General features: G+C 41.5%; 15 protein-coding genes. 3 read left to right on the top strand and 12 right to left on the bottom strand.

The genetic code is table 11. From position 1 onward, the window contains the following. Nucleotides 1-18: 18 nt before the first annotated feature. Complete coding sequence (locus ACN6MV_RS14835) at nucleotides 19-564, top strand: TetR/AcrR family transcriptional regulator (protein ID WP_419886653.1); 546 nt, start codon at nucleotides 19-21, stop codon at nucleotides 562-564. A gap of 79 nt (nucleotides 565-643) precedes the next feature. Here the strand turns inward: ACN6MV_RS14835 and ACN6MV_RS14830 are convergent, their stop codons facing one another. The 5 genes from ACN6MV_RS14830 to ACN6MV_RS14810 form a co-directional block, all read right to left on the bottom strand. Then, a complete protein-coding gene (locus ACN6MV_RS14830) occupies nucleotides 644-2,497 on the bottom strand; it encodes an ABC transporter ATP-binding protein (protein ID WP_419886652.1) in 1,854 nt (617 codons plus the stop codon). Beyond that, nucleotides 2,484-4,223, bottom strand: a complete 1,740-nt coding sequence (locus tag ACN6MV_RS14825) for an ABC transporter ATP-binding protein (RefSeq protein WP_042127661.1) — start codon at nucleotides 4,221-4,223, stop codon at nucleotides 2,484-2,486. Before ACN6MV_RS14825 ends, ACN6MV_RS14830 begins: the two co-directional genes overlap by 14 nt. Before the next feature lie 11 nt (nucleotides 4,224-4,234). Then, a complete protein-coding gene (locus ACN6MV_RS14820; RefSeq protein ID WP_375102910.1) occupies nucleotides 4,235-4,720 on the bottom strand; it encodes a nitroreductase family protein in 486 nt (161 codons plus the stop codon). Further along, nucleotides 4,707-5,090, bottom strand: a complete 384-nt coding sequence (locus tag ACN6MV_RS14815) for a hypothetical protein (protein ID WP_052414601.1) — start codon at nucleotides 5,088-5,090, stop codon at nucleotides 4,707-4,709. Before ACN6MV_RS14815 ends, ACN6MV_RS14820 begins: the two co-directional genes overlap by 14 nt. A gap of 635 nt (nucleotides 5,091-5,725) precedes the next feature. Next, nucleotides 5,726-6,370, bottom strand: coding sequence for a formylglycine-generating enzyme family protein (locus tag ACN6MV_RS14810; RefSeq protein ID WP_375105401.1), 645 nt, complete (start codon nucleotides 6,368-6,370; stop codon nucleotides 5,726-5,728). A gap of 224 nt (nucleotides 6,371-6,594) precedes the next feature. Here ACN6MV_RS14810 and ACN6MV_RS14805 point away from each other — a divergent pair, with 224 nt between their 5' ends. Both ACN6MV_RS14805 and shc read left to right on the top strand, forming a co-directional pair. Next, nucleotides 6,595-7,041: an OsmC family protein gene (locus tag ACN6MV_RS14805; protein ID WP_076118600.1), complete on the top strand. Its 447-nt coding sequence runs from the start codon at nucleotides 6,595-6,597 to the stop codon at nucleotides 7,039-7,041. Between the two features lie 126 nt (nucleotides 7,042-7,167). Beyond that, entirely contained in the window at nucleotides 7,168-9,084 is a 1,917-nt protein-coding gene (shc, locus tag ACN6MV_RS14800; protein ID WP_419886651.1) for a squalene--hopene cyclase, read from the top strand. A gap of 586 nt (nucleotides 9,085-9,670) precedes the next feature. On the opposite strand, the gene spoVB is transcribed toward shc, so the two are convergent. The 7 genes from spoVB to ACN6MV_RS14765 form a co-directional block, all read right to left on the bottom strand. Next, nucleotides 9,671-11,227, bottom strand: coding sequence for a stage V sporulation protein B (spoVB, locus tag ACN6MV_RS14795; RefSeq protein ID WP_042127646.1), 1,557 nt, complete (start codon nucleotides 11,225-11,227; stop codon nucleotides 9,671-9,673). 284 nt (nucleotides 11,228-11,511) lie between these two features. Then, nucleotides 11,512-14,301: a glycoside hydrolase family 3 C-terminal domain-containing protein gene (locus ACN6MV_RS14790; protein WP_419886650.1), complete on the bottom strand. Its 2,790-nt coding sequence runs from the start codon at nucleotides 14,299-14,301 to the stop codon at nucleotides 11,512-11,514. 273 nt (nucleotides 14,302-14,574) lie between these two features. Beyond that, the gene (locus ACN6MV_RS14785; protein ID WP_419886649.1) at nucleotides 14,575-14,994 is read right to left on the bottom strand and encodes a hypothetical protein; all 420 of its coding nucleotides are present in this window, start codon (nucleotides 14,992-14,994) and stop codon (nucleotides 14,575-14,577) included. Nucleotides 14,995-15,197: 203 nt separating this feature from the next. After that, nucleotides 15,198-16,676 (bottom strand): Lsa family ABC-F type ribosomal protection protein, encoded by a 1,479-nt coding sequence (locus ACN6MV_RS14780; RefSeq protein ID WP_042127640.1) that lies wholly within the window; start codon nucleotides 16,674-16,676, stop codon nucleotides 15,198-15,200. A 350-nt stretch (nucleotides 16,677-17,026) separates the two neighbouring features. After that, nucleotides 17,027-17,527, bottom strand: coding sequence for a DinB family protein (locus tag ACN6MV_RS14775; RefSeq protein WP_076118592.1), 501 nt, complete (start codon nucleotides 17,525-17,527; stop codon nucleotides 17,027-17,029). 299 nt (nucleotides 17,528-17,826) lie between these two features. Beyond that, nucleotides 17,827-18,375 carry a CueP family metal-binding protein gene (locus tag ACN6MV_RS14770; protein WP_375102905.1) on the bottom strand — a complete coding sequence of 183 codons (549 nt, stop codon included), beginning with the start codon at nucleotides 18,373-18,375 and terminating at the stop codon, nucleotides 17,827-17,829. 255 nt (nucleotides 18,376-18,630) lie between these two features. After that, nucleotides 18,631-19,497 (bottom strand): SDR family oxidoreductase, encoded by an 867-nt coding sequence (locus ACN6MV_RS14765; protein WP_375102904.1) that lies wholly within the window; start codon nucleotides 19,495-19,497, stop codon nucleotides 18,631-18,633. Nucleotides 19,498-19,617: the final 120 nt, after the last annotated feature.

Raw genomic sequence — 19,617 nt, 5'->3', positions numbered from 1 at the left:
AGTAAGGTGAAAATTCACGTGCCTAAAGTGGATAGAAGGATTCTCAAATCACAAGAAGCACTTAAGAGGGCTGTTATAGAACTGGTGTCCGAGAAGAATTTTGACGAGATTACCATACAGGAACTCTCTGACAAGGCTAATGTAAGCCGAGGAACCATTTATCTTCATTATCTGGATAAATATGATTTGTTAGATAAACTTATCGAGGAACATATAGAAGTTCTTAGAGTACTTTGCGAATCTGCAGCGGAATTAGATTTTATCGAAGCTACGTTGAAATGGACGGAATACTTCGATCATCATTATTCTTTTTTCTCTATGATGCTGGCGAGTAAAGGCGCCCCTTATTTCCGGAATCGGTTCTTAACTTTTCTTCAAAATGAGTTTCGACATGAAGTAAATGTAACGGAAGGGATAAATCAGGGATTAAATGAGGAGATTATTATTAATTTTGTTGCATCGGCTTATGCAGGTGTAGTGGAATGGTGGTTCAAGAATGAGAAGCCTGTGACACATCAAGTCTTGGCTGAACAGCTTGGAACATTGTTAGAGCGAAATTTATAGCTTTGACAGTACGGTACAGATATAAAAAAGAGCAGCGATTCTCCATAAATGAATGAATCGTTGCTCTTTATATATTCCTTTAAATCACTCTCTTGAACTGGGTATTGTATAACTCGTAATAGGCACCTTGCATCGCAAGAAGCTCCTCATGATTTCCTTGCTCAGCAATTCCTCCATCCTGGATCACGAGAATACGATTAGCATCCTGGATCGTACTAAGCCTGTGGGCGATTACAAAGCTTGTTCGACCCTTCATCAAATTCTTCATCGCCTGTTGAATATGCATTTCCGTTCGTGTATCCACACTGCTAGTTGCTTCGTCTAGGATTAGAATAGCTGGATCAGCTAGAATTGCGCGAGCTATCGTTAACAGTTGACGCTGTCCATGGCTCAGATTACTGCCTTCCGCATTGAGGAGAGTCTCATAGCCATGCGGCAATCTTTTGATAAATGCATCCGCATTGGCTAGCCGCGCCGCTTGTTCAATTTCTTGATCAGTTGCATCGAGCCGACCAAACCGAATGTTTTCCCTAATCGTTCCAGAGAATACATGCGCATCTTGCAACACCATCCCAAGTTGACTACGAAGTGCATTTTTATCAAGCTCACGGATGTCGCGATCATCAATCCGTATGGAGCCGCCACTCAAATCATAGAAACGGATCAGCAGGTTAACAATGGTTGTTTTACCTGCTCCTGTTGGGCCAACGAGCGCAATTTTCTCTCCAGGTTTTGCTTCAAACGTAACTCCAGACAGAATCGGGGAATCCGGTTTATAAGCAAAAGAAACGTCCCGGAACACAACCTCCCCTTTTAACCGTGGAAGATCTTCACTCTGCTCATCTTCATATTCGGATGGCATCTCCAAAACCTCAAATACACGCTCCGCACCGGCGATTGCAGATTGAATTAAATTGTACTGATTAGCAAGATCAGAAATGGGTCGACCGAACTGTTTGGAATAGGTCAGGAAGCTAACGATTATGCCTACTGTAGCCATGTTATGGAATGCCATCCATCCACCAACCCCGGCAATGATCGCAAATCCAAGGTTGTTTATCATGTTCATCACAGGCCCAACTAAACCAGATACGATTTGTGCCTTGATACTAACCTTATTCAGCTCTCCGCTGATTTTACGGAATCGTTTAACTTCTGCCTCTTCCCTGCTATATTGTTTAACCACCTTTTGTCCGCTGATGGTTTCTTCGATAAACCCGCCCAGTTCACCTAAATGCCGCTGCTGATTTCTAAAATAAGTTCGGCTTAACCCTATGATTTTACGACTAGCCAATAAAACGAGCGGGATCGTGGTTAATGAAACTACGGTTAGCGGAACGTTCAACATTAACATAATAACGAGTGAACCGCTTAGCGTTATCAAACTGTTTAACAATTGAGTTACACTCTGATTGAGTGTGCTGGATACGCTCTCTATATCGTTAGTTGCTCGGCTCATCAATTCTCCGTTAGCCCGTGTATCAAAAAATTTAATAGGTAACTGCTGATACTTACTGAACAGATCACGACGCAGCTCAAATACGGTATTTTGCGAAACTGATGTCATGACGTATGCTTGCACCCATGCAACTACACTACTTAGACCATAAATAGCAATAAGAAGTACACAAAACCGAATAAGGCCCTGATAATCATGTGGAATAACCGCAGTATCAATTGCTTTACCAATGAGATAAGGTCCAATCAATGAAAGTAGTGCATTTAATACCGTAAATACATATACAATAATTAACCCAAACCGCTGACGATTCAAGTAAGTCCAGATACGTTTAAGCGTGCTGGCTTGATTTTTGGCACGCACAATTGGTACAGCAGCGCCGCGTCCGGGGCCAGATCCTGGTCCTATTCCTGGACCGAATCCGCCTGATCTATGGATCGGAGGAGTGTTCATGCCGTTATCATGCTTTGACATAAGGAACCTCCTCACCCTTCATCTGTGATTTCCAGATGTCTCGGTAAATTTCACTATTGCTCAGAAGTCCATCATGTGTACCTTGTACTGCGATTCGACCGTTTTCTAGAATCAAAATGCGATCCGCATCAATCACAGATGTGACACGCTGAGCAATCAAAATATTCGTACTATTGCTCAGTCGTTTTTTTAACATTTGCCGAATCCGCGACTCTGTCGCCGCATCGAGCGCGCTAGTACTGTCATCCATGATGAGAATTGTAGGCTGAATTAATAGCGCTCTTGCAATCGAAAGCCGCTGCTTCTGCCCTCCAGACAAGTTGATGCCCCGTTGGCCAAGCACTGTATCATAACCCTCTGGAAGTTCTAATATAAAATGGTGAGCTTCTGCAGCTATTGCTGCTTGTTCCACTTCTTCATCTGTAGCCTCTGGTCTTCCATATCGGATATTATCCCGGATTGTTCCACTGAACAGAATAGCCTGCTGCATAACATAACCGATCTTGCGGCGTAAATGTTCTAAAGAAATCTGCCGCGTGTCAGAACCATCAATTGTAATAGAGCCCGAGGACACTTCGTAAAGTCTTGGAATAAGACTGACCAAGGTCGATTTACCAGCACCAGTGGCTCCAAGTATGGCTACGGTTTCACCTGGCTCGGCAGAAAAATTAATGCCGTCTAATACAAGATTCTCATCCGTAGTATCATAGGCAAATGAAACATTATCAAATACAATTCGACCGTTAGTTATGGTATCTTTTTTAGCTTCGGAAGCTTCTGTAATCTCACTAATGGTGGAAAACACTTCATTCTCCCGATCTGCTGAGACCTTTGCACGTGAGAAGAAGGTGAGCATATTGCTCAACATCAGCATAGACATCAACAATTGGGTGATATAGTTAATGAAGGCGATCAACTGACCGACTGGCAGCGATCCGTTCCAGCTCTGCAGCCCACCAAACCAAAGAACAGCTACAATACTGGCATTGAGCACAAGCATCATAAGCGGCATATTCAACGACATTAGTCGTACCGCTTTTATCGCTGTTTCTGTGTAATCCTTGTTGGCTGTATTAAACCTTTTCTGTTCATGCTTAGCACGGACGAAGGCCTTAACTACACGAATACCCGATAAGTTTTCCTGCAATACTGTGTTGACGCCGTCTAATTTGACCTGCATTTTCTCAAACAGAGGAAAAGAAAGCCGAATTAACCCATACAATATTATAACCAACAGGGGTACGGCAACGACAAGGATAAGGGTCAGCGAAGGACTAATCCGTATAGCCATTATCAAGCTGCCGATTAATAGCAATGGTGATCGAATATTCCGCAAAATCATCTGAACAAAGGTTTGTAGTTGCACCACATCGTTTGTTAAGCGAGTAATCAACGATCCCGTCTTCAATTGGTCCAGATTCTTGTTTGAGAATTTCTGAATATGTTCAAACAGGTTAATCCGTAAATCATTCCCGAAATTTTGTGAGGCGATGCTCGAAAAAATGGTGCAGCCCACCCCACCAATTAGACCGACAAATGCCACTCCAAGCATGGTCAATCCCGTCGAATAAATATGTGATAAATCTTTCGTCATAATCCCATGATCCACAATACTCGCCATTAGTGTAGGCTGAAGCAAATCCATAAACACTTCGAGCATCATCATAAGTGGTGCTAACACAGACCACACCCAATATGGCCTTAAGTAACTCTTAAGTTTCCACATTCCATCACCTTTTAAGATAAATATGTGATTTTTGATTTCATCGGTGTTCTTGGCTTAGCATTTGGAACTTCCTCCGGATATCCAATACCAAATACTCCAATCACATCGTAATCTTGCGGGACACCTAGAATTTCACGATTATGAGGCAAAGCACCTAAAGAAGCCCAATATGCTCCAACCCCCACTTCATGTGCAGCTAATAAGAAGTTCTGTGCGAAACATGCGGCAGCCATAACATTCTCGTCACGTTCAAACGCGGTTGCACCAGGTTTAGATAAGATAGCAAGAACGACAGGAGCGCTTCCAAAATTCGTCTTATGCTTTAATTTAGCTCTAGTATCAGGCCCGATAAATAGGAGTTCCCAAGGTTCGTTCATCCGATGGTTTGGAGCATAACTAGCTGCTTCCAGCCAATTCAATAAATCATCCTCATGAATCGAATCCGCCTTAAATTGCTTAATACTTCTACGGGTTTTAATAAGATCAATGGTTTTCATTTTTTTGATCATTCTCCTCTTTTTTAATTTCGCCAACAGTCTTATCTTCCGGCGTTACTTCATGAATCTGAAAAATATGGATAAACTCTTCAATGATCGCTTCCGTTGCTTTTAATTCACCGCTAATGACTTGTTTAATCGAATCCAGCTCCGGTGTTTGCAGCTGCCGCTGTAAAGTGGCTCGATTCACATTAAGCTTTTCCAAAAATGCTAAAGCTCTGCCGCGACGAAAAGTTTGAGCACTTTTTGGGGGACCGTCCATAGAATCCATCCCATGTCTGCTCATATGCTCGCGATCTCTATGCTCTCCGTGGTCTTTGTGTTCCCCATGTTCTCTATGACCGCGTTTTCCGAAATGTCCATCACGCATATTTACTCCTCCTTTTGTTTGTATACATATGTATACGTTACGGTTATGTATACAAATGTATACGCAAGAATAAGATCTGTCAAGTTATCAATTCCATTGGATAGATCCACAAAGAAAAAACCGCACAGTGTGCGGTTAACTTAACGAAATGCCAGTTATTTTTCTGATCAAGGTAAATTTGCTATATATCAACTAATGATTAACCTTCTTTAATCTTTGCGGCTCCTTAGGATCTAGTTGTTTCCAATCTGATGCATCTCTGTCTGTGAAAATATAATCTGTATCTGGATCGTTAGCAAATCTAACATAAACTGGGAACTTTGGCATAGAGCTCAGTTTAGCTTTTACACTTAGTAAATCAGATTCAGAATACCCTTCTACTGTTATCAAATATTCTCTCAAGTTATTCTCAAGCGTATTATATTTATACTGAAGTGCTGCGTACATTCCAATAACGAGAAGAGTAATAATTACTGCGGAGATAGCTACAAACCTTCTAATTCTAGAAGCACCTCCTTAAGAAAGTCTAATTTAGAGACAATCATTTTCTGTGTTGGTTACAGTTACTAAAATAAAATCTTTGATATCAACCTGTTCAGCATAAAGTACTAGAATTCATGTGGAAACGAATTGTTCTATAAAGATCGAGCAAGACGAAATCCAAGATCATCCACACTAAATGTAGGGTGGCTGCGACGACGACAGGTAGCTCCGCAACCTCTGGCCTCTTCAGCCCAACTGCCTCCTCGAAAAATACGATAGGAGCCATATACTTGTTCATCATATAAATCCCAGCACCACTCCCAAACATTCCCTAACATATCATAAAGCCCCCATGCGTTCGGTTCTTTCGTCCCTACTGTATGCAGTTCGCCATCTGAATTTTCATTATACCAAGCAATCTTATCTAGCTCACCGTATTGATAGCCGGTAGTCCCTGCTTTACATGCATATTGCCACTCCGCCTCAGAAGGGAGTCGAAAACCATCTGCATCCCCATCAAAAATAATGTGTTCACTATCTTCACTTATAGAATAGACTTCTTTCAATCCAGACTTCTGGGATAGCAGATTACAAAAGGAAATAGCATCATGCCAAGAAATACCCACCATGGGCTTGAGATTTTCCTCTGGTGATTTAGATTCTTTATTAGTTATAGCATTGTAGAGATCCACTGTGACAGGGAATCGAGCAAGAAGAAACGGATTTAATTCAACTTTCCATTTGCTTTTCTTTCTATCGTCTCTTAATTCTATTTCTCCTGCCGGAATTTTTACCATAGGATAGTCCAAATAGTGCTCAAGTTCATTTGACACTTTATCCACCTCCCTGTTATTTAAAGATCTCAACCTATTGGAATGCAAAAATCCAAATTATACTAATCAAGTATTGACAGAGGATCAGGAATAGAATTATAATCTATACAATTCCTAGAAAATTACTATGAATTAATCAAATTATATTCACATCATACTTAGTTGTCCAGGAGAAGGAGTGCAAACACATGCCCAACGTTCAAACTTTCAAAGCTACTGCCCATTTACAAGATGGAGTTAAGGTTATTACTAAAGCAAGACAATTCGAGCTGATCATCGACGAACCACAAAGCCTTGGGGGTACGGATACAGGAATGAATCCTGTAGAAGCTTTGCTTGCTTCTTTGGGCGCTTGCCAATCTATTGTTGCTCGAGTGTATGCCTCTAAATTTGAGGTAGAGCTTGAAGATTTTAGAGTAGATGTTGAGGGTGATCTGGACCTCGATGGATTTTTCAATCGTTCAGAAGTCCGTCCCGGTTATTCCGATATTCGTTATACTTTCTACATAAAGACCCCATCACCTGCTGAGAAGGTCGAAGCTTTTGTACAATTTTTAGAAAGCAAATGCCCTGTGGGTGACACGATTGCTGCCCCAGTGAATCTTAAGCTGAATCGAATTATTATCGAGAACTAAATAATTATATATTTTTAGCATCAAGGACTGTAAGGTTGCATAAAGCAACTTTTCAGTCCTTTTTCATTTCACTCTCCATTCCATCATATAATACTAAAAATGAAGGACTTCGGAGGTACCTAAGGAATGAATCCTATACTGAGCACAGTAGATAATGAGATCGAGCGTTTAGCAGCATTCCTGATTGATCAACAGAAGGAAGACGGAACGTGGCTTTTTTGTTTTGAAAATGGGATCGTTATCGATGCGTATGTCATCATCCTCTTTCGGATATTAAACGTACAGAATGAAGCCCTCATACGAGCGCTACATGATCGCATTCTTGCTCAGCAGCAGCCCGCTGGATTCTGGCAATTGTATAGAGATGAAGAAGCCGGAAACTTATCTACCTCGGTTGAAGCCTACTACGCCCTTCTCTACTCTGGGTATAGTAAGGTGACAGATGAGCCGATACAGCGGGCTAAGCGTTATATCCTATCCAAAGGCGGAATTGGAAAAGTCACCAGTATATTGACTAAAGTCATTCTTGCCGTGACTGGTCAGAGCAAATGGCCTTTAGCGATTTCTTCGATCCCATTAGAGGTGCTATTATTCCCGTCCTACTTTCCTATTAACTATTTTGAGTTCTCTGGCTACTCAAGAGTGCATCTCACGCCTATGCTCATTATGGCCGATCAACGTTTCTCGTTCCCAACAGCTAATGGTCCGGATCTATCTGATCTCATAGACACACGTATTGAAATCAATGAATCTACTTCCCGTGGATATCAAGAACTGCAAAGGGTTATGCAATCTGGCTTAGACAGAATTCTTGGAAGTCCTCGTTACATTCATGAAGTTGCCCGAACCAAAGCAGAACAGTTTATGCTCCAGCGAATTGAATCCGACGGAACCCTGTACAGCTACGGAACCAGTACAATTCTTATGATTTTTGCACTGCTGGCTCTAGATTATGATCAGCAGCATCCTATAATTACGAAAGCCTTAGATGGGCTTACTGCGATGCAATGCCGTTCTGAAAGTAAAACAACCATTCAAAACTCTCCGTCTACGATATGGGATACGGCTCTAATCACCTATGCTTTGCAGGAGGCACAAGTTCCTGATCATCATCTTGCGATTAAACGGGCTACTTCGTATCTGCTGTCCAGACAGCAGAATAAAACGGCTGATTGGAGTATTCATAATCCGGATACGGCTCCCGGGGGATGGGGATTCTCAGAATCTAATACGATTAATCCGGATGTGGATGATACGACTGCTGCTTTACGGGCCATTCGAAGTTTATCGACAAGTCAGCCCTCCTATCTAGAGTCATGGAATCGCGGACTGAATTGGGTCTTATCGATGCAGAATAAAGACGGCGGCTGGCCGGCATTCGAAAAAAACACCAATAAAGAAATGCTCACATGGCTTGCTATCGATGGTGCCAAATCTGCGGCCATCGATCCCTCGGAGGCAGATTTAACCGGGCGTACCTTGGAGTATCTCGGGAACTTTGCCGGACTTGATACGCGGAACGATTTCATCGAGCGAGGGACGAAATGGCTAATCCAACATCAGGAGAAAGATGGTTCATGGTATGGAAGATGGGGAGTCTGTTACATTTATGGAACCTGGGCTGCATTAACAGGACTGCAAGCAGTTGGACTGCCACTTGAACATGATACTATGCAAAAAGGAGTGAAGTGGCTCCTAAGTATCCAGAACTCCGATGGAGGCTGGGGCGAATCATGTCAAAGTGATCGGTTGTTGCGATACGTACCATTGGGTGAGAGTACACCTTCGCAAACCGCATGGGCGCTTGATGCCCTTATCGCTGTTCATCCGGAACCAACCTCTGAGATGGAAAAAGGAATGCTACGGCTTATCGCTTCTATTAACCAAGTCGATTGGAAAAGTTCGTATCCGACAGGTGCAGGTCTCCCCGGCAATTTTTATTCTAATTATCATAGCTATCAGTATATCTGGCCCTTACTCACATTGAGTCATTATAGAAAGAAATATGGTAAAGCTTTTAAGGGATTTATAAATGGGCTATGACTCCTTTTTTAAAATGGATCTCAAGGAAACTTCCACCAGCAATCGCATGTTCTGGTATTTTTTCTTCAATACTTTTAATATCATGATTACTCAGCTTAACCTCCAGCGATTTCATGGATTCTTGAAGCTGAGTTACCCGTCTAGCCCAACCAAAGGCATAATATCTTCTCCTTTAGATAACATCCAAGCCAAAGCAAGCTGTGATACGTAACTACCGATATCTCTACTTCGTATATTTTTAGCGTAGGATTTTAGTTGAAGTTGTGAAGTAACTGCATTCTGTACAACTATTTCGTATGGCTAGAGGATAAATCGAACTTTAACTGTATTCTATACAATTAAATCGAGAGAAATCACTTTATAGACAGTAACTCATGAGAATAGATGCATGAAATACAGCTATTATCAATGCGCAACGGGTTTGAACATTAATTACTGTACAAAATACAGTTAAGTTAAACACCTCACTGTCCACCACTACCTTCATCCGGCGGATATGGTCATCTTTTATAATCACTGGCGTACCAATTACTCTAAGTCTAAATCAGCAGCATTTCTCGATTCACAAAAATTGAAAAGGGGCCATTCAAGAAACAGGTGTAATCTTTGGCGGCTTCGGAGCCCTTTCCCAAGCATGGGTTACCTGCAATGTTGCTGCGTAGGTGATCAACGAAACGAGCAACGCTCCGGACAGCTCAATGATCTGCCCCAGGTCCAATCGTTCCAGAATTCCGTGAGCCGTCATCCCGCAAATCGTCATGACAATTCCTCCCGCGCCCACCTTGAATACAATGCGAAAGTCAAAATAAAATCCGATCGATCCGGCTACAGATAAAAAATTCAGTAGGGTCAACAGCAACAATCCCAGTCCGAACCCCATAGCAACCCCTTCGATGCCAATATTAGAACCGAGGATAAAGATCGTAATCACTTCAAATATATTGGTAAGAATATGGTTCCACATGACGGTTGAAGCCTTCCCTAAACCAAGCAGAATTGCTTGCAATGGTGCTCCAAAATAATAAAGAAAAAATATGGGTGCAATCAGCCTTAACAGTTCGCCTGCTTCTGGAGAATGATAGATCATAGTAGTTAATGGTACAGCCCATAAGTACAAAATAATTGTACATGGGAGTCCTACAATAAGTGCTGAGCGCATAGCGATATCCATCCGATTATGCAAAAGCTTGCTATTATTACTCACACTTGCTTCGCTAATCGCCGGAATTAGTGCAGTTGACAAGGATTGTGTGAAGAAGCTGGGAAGAAACAACATGGGGAGCGCATAACCCGCCAGAAGACCAAATTGCTTGGTCGCCATCTCAACACTCACACCAAACAGTACTAGGCTTTTCGTAATCAGCAGTGGGAGAAATGCATGATAGAGGGAATGAATAAAACCGCTACCTGTCATCGGCAAACCGATGCGCAGCAAATCTCTCAACGTACTATCTCCTTTAAGTGAAATACTTGACGTAGGAGGTGGAGAAGTTTTGATCTTCCCTCGATTTGCCCATTTGAAAAGAGCAAACAAGTAGAGTAAACCAAACCCTTCGCCAATAACGGATGCCGCCATAGCACCAGCAGCTGCATAGGCAATACCATAGGGCAACAAAACGTTAACAACACCGATAATGACAATGATTTGCGCCAAATTCTCAATGATATCGGAAAAAGCAAGCGGATTCATGTTCTGTTTTCCACGAAAATAACCCTTCAATACAGCTGACATCGCAATAATTGGAATGATTGGCGTAATAGCGACCATAGCATAATACGCCCGCTGATCGGCCAAAAAAACCGAAGCGATCCACTTGGAGCCAAATAGAGCTACTAAAGTTAATATAATACTCAACGTCCCCGTAATACTTAAGGATACTTTGAGAATTCGCTTTACACGCGCTTCATCCTGCTTAACCTCGGCTTCCGACACAAGCTTTGAAATCGCAACTGGAAGCCCCAGCTCTGTGAGTGTAATAAATAAGGGAAGCAGCGGATGAGCAATCATAAGCAGTCCTACTCCCTCTGCTCCCAAAAAACGTGCCAGTAAGACTCCGTTCAAAAATCCAAGCCCTTTTGTAAAAAATGACGACACGGTTAAAATGAACGTGCCACGAACAAAACTTTGTTTACGCATCCCCATTTATATGCATCTCCACCTATGGTTTGTCCTGTCCTACCTTCTAACTTATTCGAACAAACTCAAGCACATGCAGACAAGTATTGTAAAGTATTTTAAAAGTAAAACGTCAAGCATATCATTGTCGATGTACCGAGCAATTTTCTTAAATGTTAGAATCCGAGAACTTTAATGGGGATGCGTTGGTTACTTTGGTTTCCCTGCACAATAAGTACAACAAAAAAACCGCGAAAAATTTCGCGGTTTTTAGAAAGGATAAACGATCTATTCAACATTTACACAAACATTTAATCGATTTTATTAAATTCGATCCAGTCGATCTGTAAACCTGGTTTGATGAATTCCAATTTTATATCATATAGACCGGCTTCGAGTTCAACTTTCACGAGCTTTTGTTTAATCCATTGACCTTCGGTTCCATTCGTTTGAATGGTTGTCATCAATTGATCATTCACAGTCACATTACAAGCACTTTGAGCCAATTCAGGTTCTGTTGACATGATATGCACCAGGATACGGTATTGACCAGCCTGTTCCACTTTAAAGCTAGTCGATCCTTCTACGACAGGTTTAACCTGTGGATTCTGTGATAAGGATTGAGCTTGTTCTACAGTAAGAGAAGGATTAGCTTTGAAGGACTCTACTGTTTCTACAATTTCCTGTTTTCTCGAGAATACAGGTGCATTCATAATAAAATCACAGATGTTAATGGCAGAGCGTTGGAGCTCTCCACGTGTTAACGTACCATTTTCCAAGGATTCAATGGTATTGTCATTCCATCCGTTAATTTCCGCACCATAGTTAGCAACAACCATGTAGAGGTCATTTTGTGCACGAACCATCCAGTTTGTAAATTTCCGGTCTGCTGGTCCGCCATTAACGACATCATTCATGATCGCCCACCAGTCAGTCATTACAATCCCTTTAAAGCCCCATTCCCCGCGAAGAATCGTGGTGTTCAAATCATAATTAGAAGCCGCCCAATGTCCGTTAACTGGATTATAAGAGGTCATAATAGAATTCGAACCGCCTTGCTTCACCGCGATTTCAAAGCCTTTCAAGTAAATTTCCCGAAGCGCACGTTCAGACACCACCGCGTTAACTTTACTACGATGCTTCTCCTGATTATTACAAGCAAAGTGTTTCATCGTAGCGGTTGATCCGCCTTTCAAAATACCGCGAGTACATGCAGCGGCAAACACGCCAGAGATCAACGGATCTTCTGAAAAATACTCAAAGTTACGCCCATTAAGTGGACTGCGGCGGATATTAAGACCAGGTCCAAGCAAGGAATCCACGTTGTTTCTTAACAATTCTTGACCTTCCATGACATAAAGCTCTTCTACCAATTCCGCATTCCAAGTAGCTGCAAGAAGCGTTCCGATCGCAACCTGAGTTGCCTTAGCTCCGCTATCCATACGGATCCCTGAAGGACCATCCGCCGTACATGCAACTGGAATTCCTAGATTGAATAAACTGTCACTCACGCCTCCAAATGCAGAAGCTGTGCCCGGTGTAACTAAAGGACTGCTCATGCCTTCACCCCGTACAATAGCTGCCAAGTCCTCATCACTGAGCTGGGCAATAAAGGCTTCCATACTAACTTTTTGTTCATATACGTCTCTTAATTTGTATCCTAAATTACCTGTTTGTGAAATCGTCTCTGGAAGATTAGTTTCAATTCGCTCAGCCATCGAAATCTTACGTTTAGGAACTTCAACATAAACAATCTCGTACGAGCCGTCCGCCTTCTGAGCGCCTGGCATCATTCTCGTAAAGCTTTCTGTAGGCGCGAGAGCTTCTTGCAATTGCTCCACAACTTGAAGAGCTTCAACGACATAGCCGTCGTTACCCTCAACACCAATTGCCACTACTTGTTTAACACTAGTTCCCACATATAAGCGGTACATACCTTCTTCAAGCACATAAGCAGAGGCATGTCCTGTCACGCCTGCATCATCATAAGAAGCCATCGATTGTACAGAGAAACTCACGGTAAGGCGCTGTGCTTCACCCGGTTCAAGAACTTTTGTCTTACCGAATGACACCAGAGCTTTCGCTGGTTTACCGAGCTTACCTTGCGGAGCTTCATAATAAACCTGAACAACCTCTTTACCAGCAAAGGTAGTTCCTGTATTGGTAACGGTTACGCCGATTTCAATGTAAGTCTCGCCTTCTTTGGTAATCAATGTAGCTTCTTCCGGCTCGATACTAAAAGTTGTATAAGATAACCCGTAACCAAATTCAAATTGAACCTTTTCTGGGCAAAATGTCTCAAAATAACGATATCCTACATAGATATCTTCTTGATACAAGTTCGTAAATTCATTCCCATAATTCTGTGTAGATGGGTAATCATTGATGGAATAAGCGATTGTATCCGTCAGTTTACCGCTTGGAGTTACCTCACCAGACAGTACATCTGCAATTGCATTTCCGCCTTCCATACCACCCTGCCAGGAATAGATGACAGTCGAAATGGGATATTTATAGCTTTCATCGTTCATCCAGTTCATATCAATAATGTTTGAGACATTCAGGACAACGATGGTTTGTTCAAAATATGTAGTTACCTGCTTCAGCATTGCCTTTTCATCATTCGTTAATTGGTAACTTCCCGGTGCATCAGCATTATCCTGATCTTCTCCAGCCGTGCGACCGATTACAAGGATGGCCTTGTTCGATTTGCTTCTAGCCTCGGAAACCAATTCATCGCTCAGAATCATTTCCTTCTGATGCCAAGGCTCTGCAGCCCATGCGCCTCCACCATTATCAAACGGATTCTGTTCAATCCACTTCTCATAGACAGCTGCCAGTTCTTCATTAACTGTAAGGTTCTTCTTACTACGAAGGCCATCCAATAAATTAGTCGTATAAGTAACATGGACACTACCGCCGGAACCTGTACCACTGCGATAATAATTCACTTGGGATCTGCCGAAAATCGCAACATTATCGCTTTCGCCAAGCGGAAGCACCTGATTATCGTTCTTGATCAGCACCGCACCTTCAGCGGCTACTGTCCGGCTAAATTCTGCAAAACCTTCTAATGGAATTCCCACATTCTGTGTGCTCAACTTATTTCCTCCTGTTGTTCAATTCTATAGGTTGTTTCTTGAAATCTTCATTTCTCTAATAACATCCTAACAATTCATCTTTATCATTATAGTACATTGGAAAACTGGAATATATATAATAATTAACTTTATTAATATAATTATATTGGTCTGGAGGAAGTCTTCATTGTAACAAAACAAAAAAAACCGCGCATAGCGCGGATATCATAGTATAGCCAACCTTAATTGTTTACTATTCAGAAAGGTTTATTACACAGCTTGCAGTTATCCATTTTAGTCCAAAACTGGACTCACAGTTATTTTTTCTAAACTGATCTCTCCATGACCGCCCGAGATTTTTAGCGTATTGATAGCACCTGGCAATAAATAGACTTTAATATTCGTCCGTCCACTGAATTCTTGAGATTCACCTGTAGAGAGAGCATTAAGGAGTGAGTAATCCTTATCATTGACGCATAAATTCACTTTTGCCAGTCGTTCACTCGTATCATAATGAAGTTCAATGGAAGCTCTACCACCCTCTCCTCCATCCACATGATTGAATAAACAGTTACAGCAGGAAGTAGAAACTATGGTAGATCTCCGGCAGCGGAAGTCGGTCCGATCGCAACAGCTTGTCCCTTCCCAATGAAAGCGATTCCGCAAACCTTCACGAATCTCATATTCATCATCCACTATAAGAACACTAAGCATCTGTTCTACCTCCTGATCCACATGAAATCACATCTGTATCTATGTTCTTTAGTTTCATAGTACTCGACACCGATTAGGATTGCACGGAGGTAATCCATAACTTTTATGAGTGGATATTAAATTGCACTTTAAAAATACACAGAGAGAACAAAAAAAGCCGACAGATTAGCTCTGTCGACTTCTTATTCATTTCTTCACTTGTATTAAAGCTCAACGATCTTCGTTGCAACATTATTGCAAAATTCCCGATCATGCTCTACAAAAACAAGAGTCGGCGTGTATTCAAGCAACAGCTCTTCAATTTGCATCCGGGAAATAACATCAATAAAATTAAGCGGTTCATCCCATACATACAAATGGGCTTTCTCGCTTAGACTCTTAGCTATTAGAACTTTCTTCTTTTGGCCGCCGCTGTACATAGATATATCTTTTTCAAATTGGACTCTAGAGAAATCTAGTTTTCTTAAAATTGATTTAAACAGACTTTCGTCAATTCCATTGTCTCTAGCATAGTCTGATAAATTGCCCTGTAAATCAGAAGTATCTTGTGATACGTAGGAGATGATAAGTTGGGCATCTTTTTTTAAGGCGCCTGTATATTCCATATCCTCACCACAGATCAGTTTGATGATACTCGATTTTCCCGAACCATTTTTACCCGACAGCGCAATTCGTTCCCCCTGCTCAATAGTAAAGCTTATGTCCGAGCAAACCATCTTCTCACCATAAAAGACTGATATACTGTCTAATTCAGCGAGATGTTGTTTATGATAATCAAGCTGCTTAATTTCAAGATTCTCAGAATTTTCAATGTTTTTAAGAAGCTTTGACTTTTCGTTGATGGCAGAATGTTGTCTTTGCTCAATGGCTTTAGAGCGTTTCATCATTTTTGCAGCTTTGTGACCAATGTATCCTTTATCCACCTTAGAGCCGGAATTTCTCGTCCCGTTTTTGGTTTTTTCCACTTCATGAGACCAGTTACCAGTCCGTTTAGAAGAGGCGGATAAGCGTTTAATATCTCTTCTAAGTTTCTCGTCCTCTGCTAGCTCAAAGTTATCTTGTCTAGTTTTATTCTCCCACCAGCTGGAGAAATTGCCTTTTTGAATTTCTATATTGGTCTTATTGATGGACAAAATATGGTCTACACAATTATCTAGAAAGGATCTGTCATGAGAGACCAGAATATATCCACTTTTCGTATTGAGATAATCACTGACTAGTTTTCTTGCCGTCATGTCTAGATGATTGGTAGGTTCATCGATTAACAGGAAACTATTTTCCTTAATGAATAATGTGGCTAACAGCACTTTCGTTTGCTCTCCGTTAGACAATGAATCAAAGGGCCGATATAACACATCCTCAGATACCTTTAACAGTGAGAGCTCACGCATTAATTTCCAATGAATATAATCGGGAAAAATCTCGCTGATCACATCAATGGTATTAAGCGCCTTGTTATCCACCTGAAAAGGGAAATATTCAAAGCTGACATGCGCAGAAATATTTCCGCTGTACTCATATTTTCCAAGCAATAAACTCAGAAATGTGGTCTTCCCTCTACCATTTCTTCCAGTAAATCCTAATTTCCAATCCGTATCGATTTGAAAGTTTACATTCTCAAAGATGTTATCGTAACTGCCTTCATAGGCAAAGGTTAGATTGGTAACATTTATTAATGACATATAAATATCCTCCTGTATTAAAAAATAAAAGCCACAAGAAAGTTACTTTCTTGTGACTCAAATAAATACAGCAAACCTAGCCCCAAATGGAGTTAGATAAGGATATATTGTTCGAGTGAAAAGAAGTAGTAACTTTCTTGCATACAAAAAATAAAACAAACGAAATAAACCGTTTTGTTGTTTTATTCATCATAGGTCGCAAGAGTAGTTACTACACTATACTTTTCAACTCCGATCATTAATTTGTATTCATGTTATCATGCCGATTCGTTTTTTTCAACTTTCTTCCCTTAATCCGTCAAAATACGATTTCATTTATTTTCCAATACATAAGGTTATAAGCTTATTCCTTATGCTAATTCTAACTCATCAGCCGAAGGGCCATAAAGACCCGGCACTGGTATATTTAGAAGTCGGAAGTATACCCCAAGCTGTGCCCGATGGTGAATCATGTGATTTAATCCAATGGTACGAAGCGCGGCTGCCCGTGACTGACGGCGAATGATCTCTGCTCCATTACGCAGCGTCCACTCTGCACCAAGCGTCTCCACATTGCTTTCGGAAATTAATTGTTCAATCTTGCGAGCACTCATGTCGAACTCTTGCAGAACCGCGGCAGGGCTCTCCAGCGCTTCTCGTCGATATGGCACAGATGCCAAATCAAACTCTGAGTGAAGAAGAATAGCTGATTGCCAGTTTAGCAGATTAACGAGGTGTGTTGACAGTCCACCAAGACTCATTGACTTTTCGTGCGGTTTCCATGTCATATGCTCCTGCGTCAGCTTTTCCAGCATACGGCGAGTACCAGCTAACTCCTGCAAAACATCCCCGATGATCAGATCTTTATCCATTCTTCTATCTCCTCTCGAAAATGGAGTACCAGCTAAAGTTATTCGAAGTGAATCACACTTGAGTTTTTCGACGATACCTTCTTCTAGGATTTCTTTTAGTCCTTGAAAGGGTCTTCAAAACTCACCGACGGTTCGGACTGAGTTGACCTTATTTCGATGATTTATAGCTTTTCACCGTCCTATCGGACTCAGTAGCAGTTATCTCCTTAAAAACACCGATTCTGTGCTGTTACAGTGTAATAAGAGCTAAGTGGTCCGATACGGGATATTTAAAGTAAAAAGCGAATTTGTTATAGTATTTAGATACTCTCCACTAACTGCATAGTCGTAACACATGTGTTATCACTTTTAAACGTGGATAGCTCAGCTTTCGCTTTTACACCATCCTGTTCTATAGTTACGCTATATTTCTTATCCCGAGGTAACCAAAGATCAATGAAGCCATTGGATTGGGATTTCATGGTTTGATCCACAATCACATTGCCATCAGTATCTTCGATATAAACACTAAACTCTTGTTCCGTTAATTCCCCTTGGCATCCAGTCAAGCTGTGGGTTGCACAGGGGTGTGTATCCTTAACGTACGGCGCGATGGAAACAAAAAACTCATCTTTGGGTAAGTCATATTTTGTCGATTTATTGTTGCTGTCGGTCACAATGAGCTGCTCTGAAGTGATAGAAGCAGATAGGTTTTTCATGCCCCTTGAACTATATTCCTGTACTAATTGCTTAACATTAGAGGTATCACTTGCCGCAGGTGTCTCTTTATCGTTCCCTCCCACAACCAAATATGCCCCTAAAGCAACTACAACAACAGCTCCAGAAGCTATCCAGGTTTTTTTCCTCATGATATTCATCCCCTTCTCTTTGTTAACTGATCCCAAGGCTTTGATATCGTACTCTTCGATTCAATTATTCTCATTACACCAACAGTTCACATATGTTTTCTATTATATCATTATTACATTATCATATGTTCGGACAATTGCCCCGTCAAACTAGTGAATATTCACGAAATCTTTATCATTGTTGTTAATAGAGCAATAAAAAAAGGCTTCTCTCGGTTATTCACCGAGAAGAAGCCTTACATCTTGTTACATAGTTTAAGCTTGCAAACTATTTACTAGATCACGAACGACTTCGGCTAGCGGAGTGGCAGGACGATTCAGTACTTTCTCCAGATCGCCACTTTCAATATCCAGCCATCCTTCGCGAATACCACGTTGAATCGCCACAACGAATGGCAGAGCAGCTTCTGGTACACCGACTTCAGCCATAATATTCGCATAAGCTTCGTCGTCAACCTGCAGCACTTTGATTTCTTTACCAATTACTCCACTTACAATTTCAGTCAGTTCTTCTTGTGTTAAAGGTTTGCCAGACAATTCATAAATGGTATTCTCATGTCCATCCCCTGTTAGAACATTAGCAGCAGCTTCTGCATAATCTCCTCGTGCTGCCCAGCCAACTTTACCGCTACCGGCAGAAGTTACCCATGGGGCACCTGCTATTGCTCCTTGAATAGATCCAACCTCATTCTCCATATACCAATTGTTGCGAAGGAAGCTGTAAGGAATTCCGGTTGCTCGAATGGCCTCTTCTGTTACACGGTGTACTTCAGCAAGGAACAGCTCACTCTTCTCTGCATGTCCTACGCTTGTATAAGCAATGAATCCAACACCTGCTTTGGCGGCAGCATCAATAGCTGCTTTATGTTGGCGAATCCGAGTCTCGTTATCTCCATCTGAAGATACAATTAGCAGTCGATCCACACCGGCAAAGGCTACATCCAGTGTCTCCGGTTTATCAAAGTCCCCTTGGCGGACTTCCACTCCACGCGCTTTCAGAGCACTTGCTTTATCTGGATTCCGAACACTAACTACAAGATCCCCTGCGGACACACTTTTAAGTAGTGATTCTATAACTAATGATCCGAAATGACCTGTTGCACCTGTAATAGCTATTTTCATGTTGATTGCCTCCTCAAATTAGGATTGTAATAATCCATTTAATAATAATTGTTAACCTGTAACTATTGTAGTTACATTTAAAAAGAATGTCAACTCCTTTATATTTCTAGCCTTCTTAAA

The organism is Paenibacillus sp. B-A-8, from assembly GCF_048572915.1.
GTDB lineage: Bacteria > Bacillota > Bacilli > Paenibacillales > Paenibacillaceae > Paenibacillus_AQ.
This window is presented reverse-complemented; position numbering and strand designations above follow the sequence as displayed.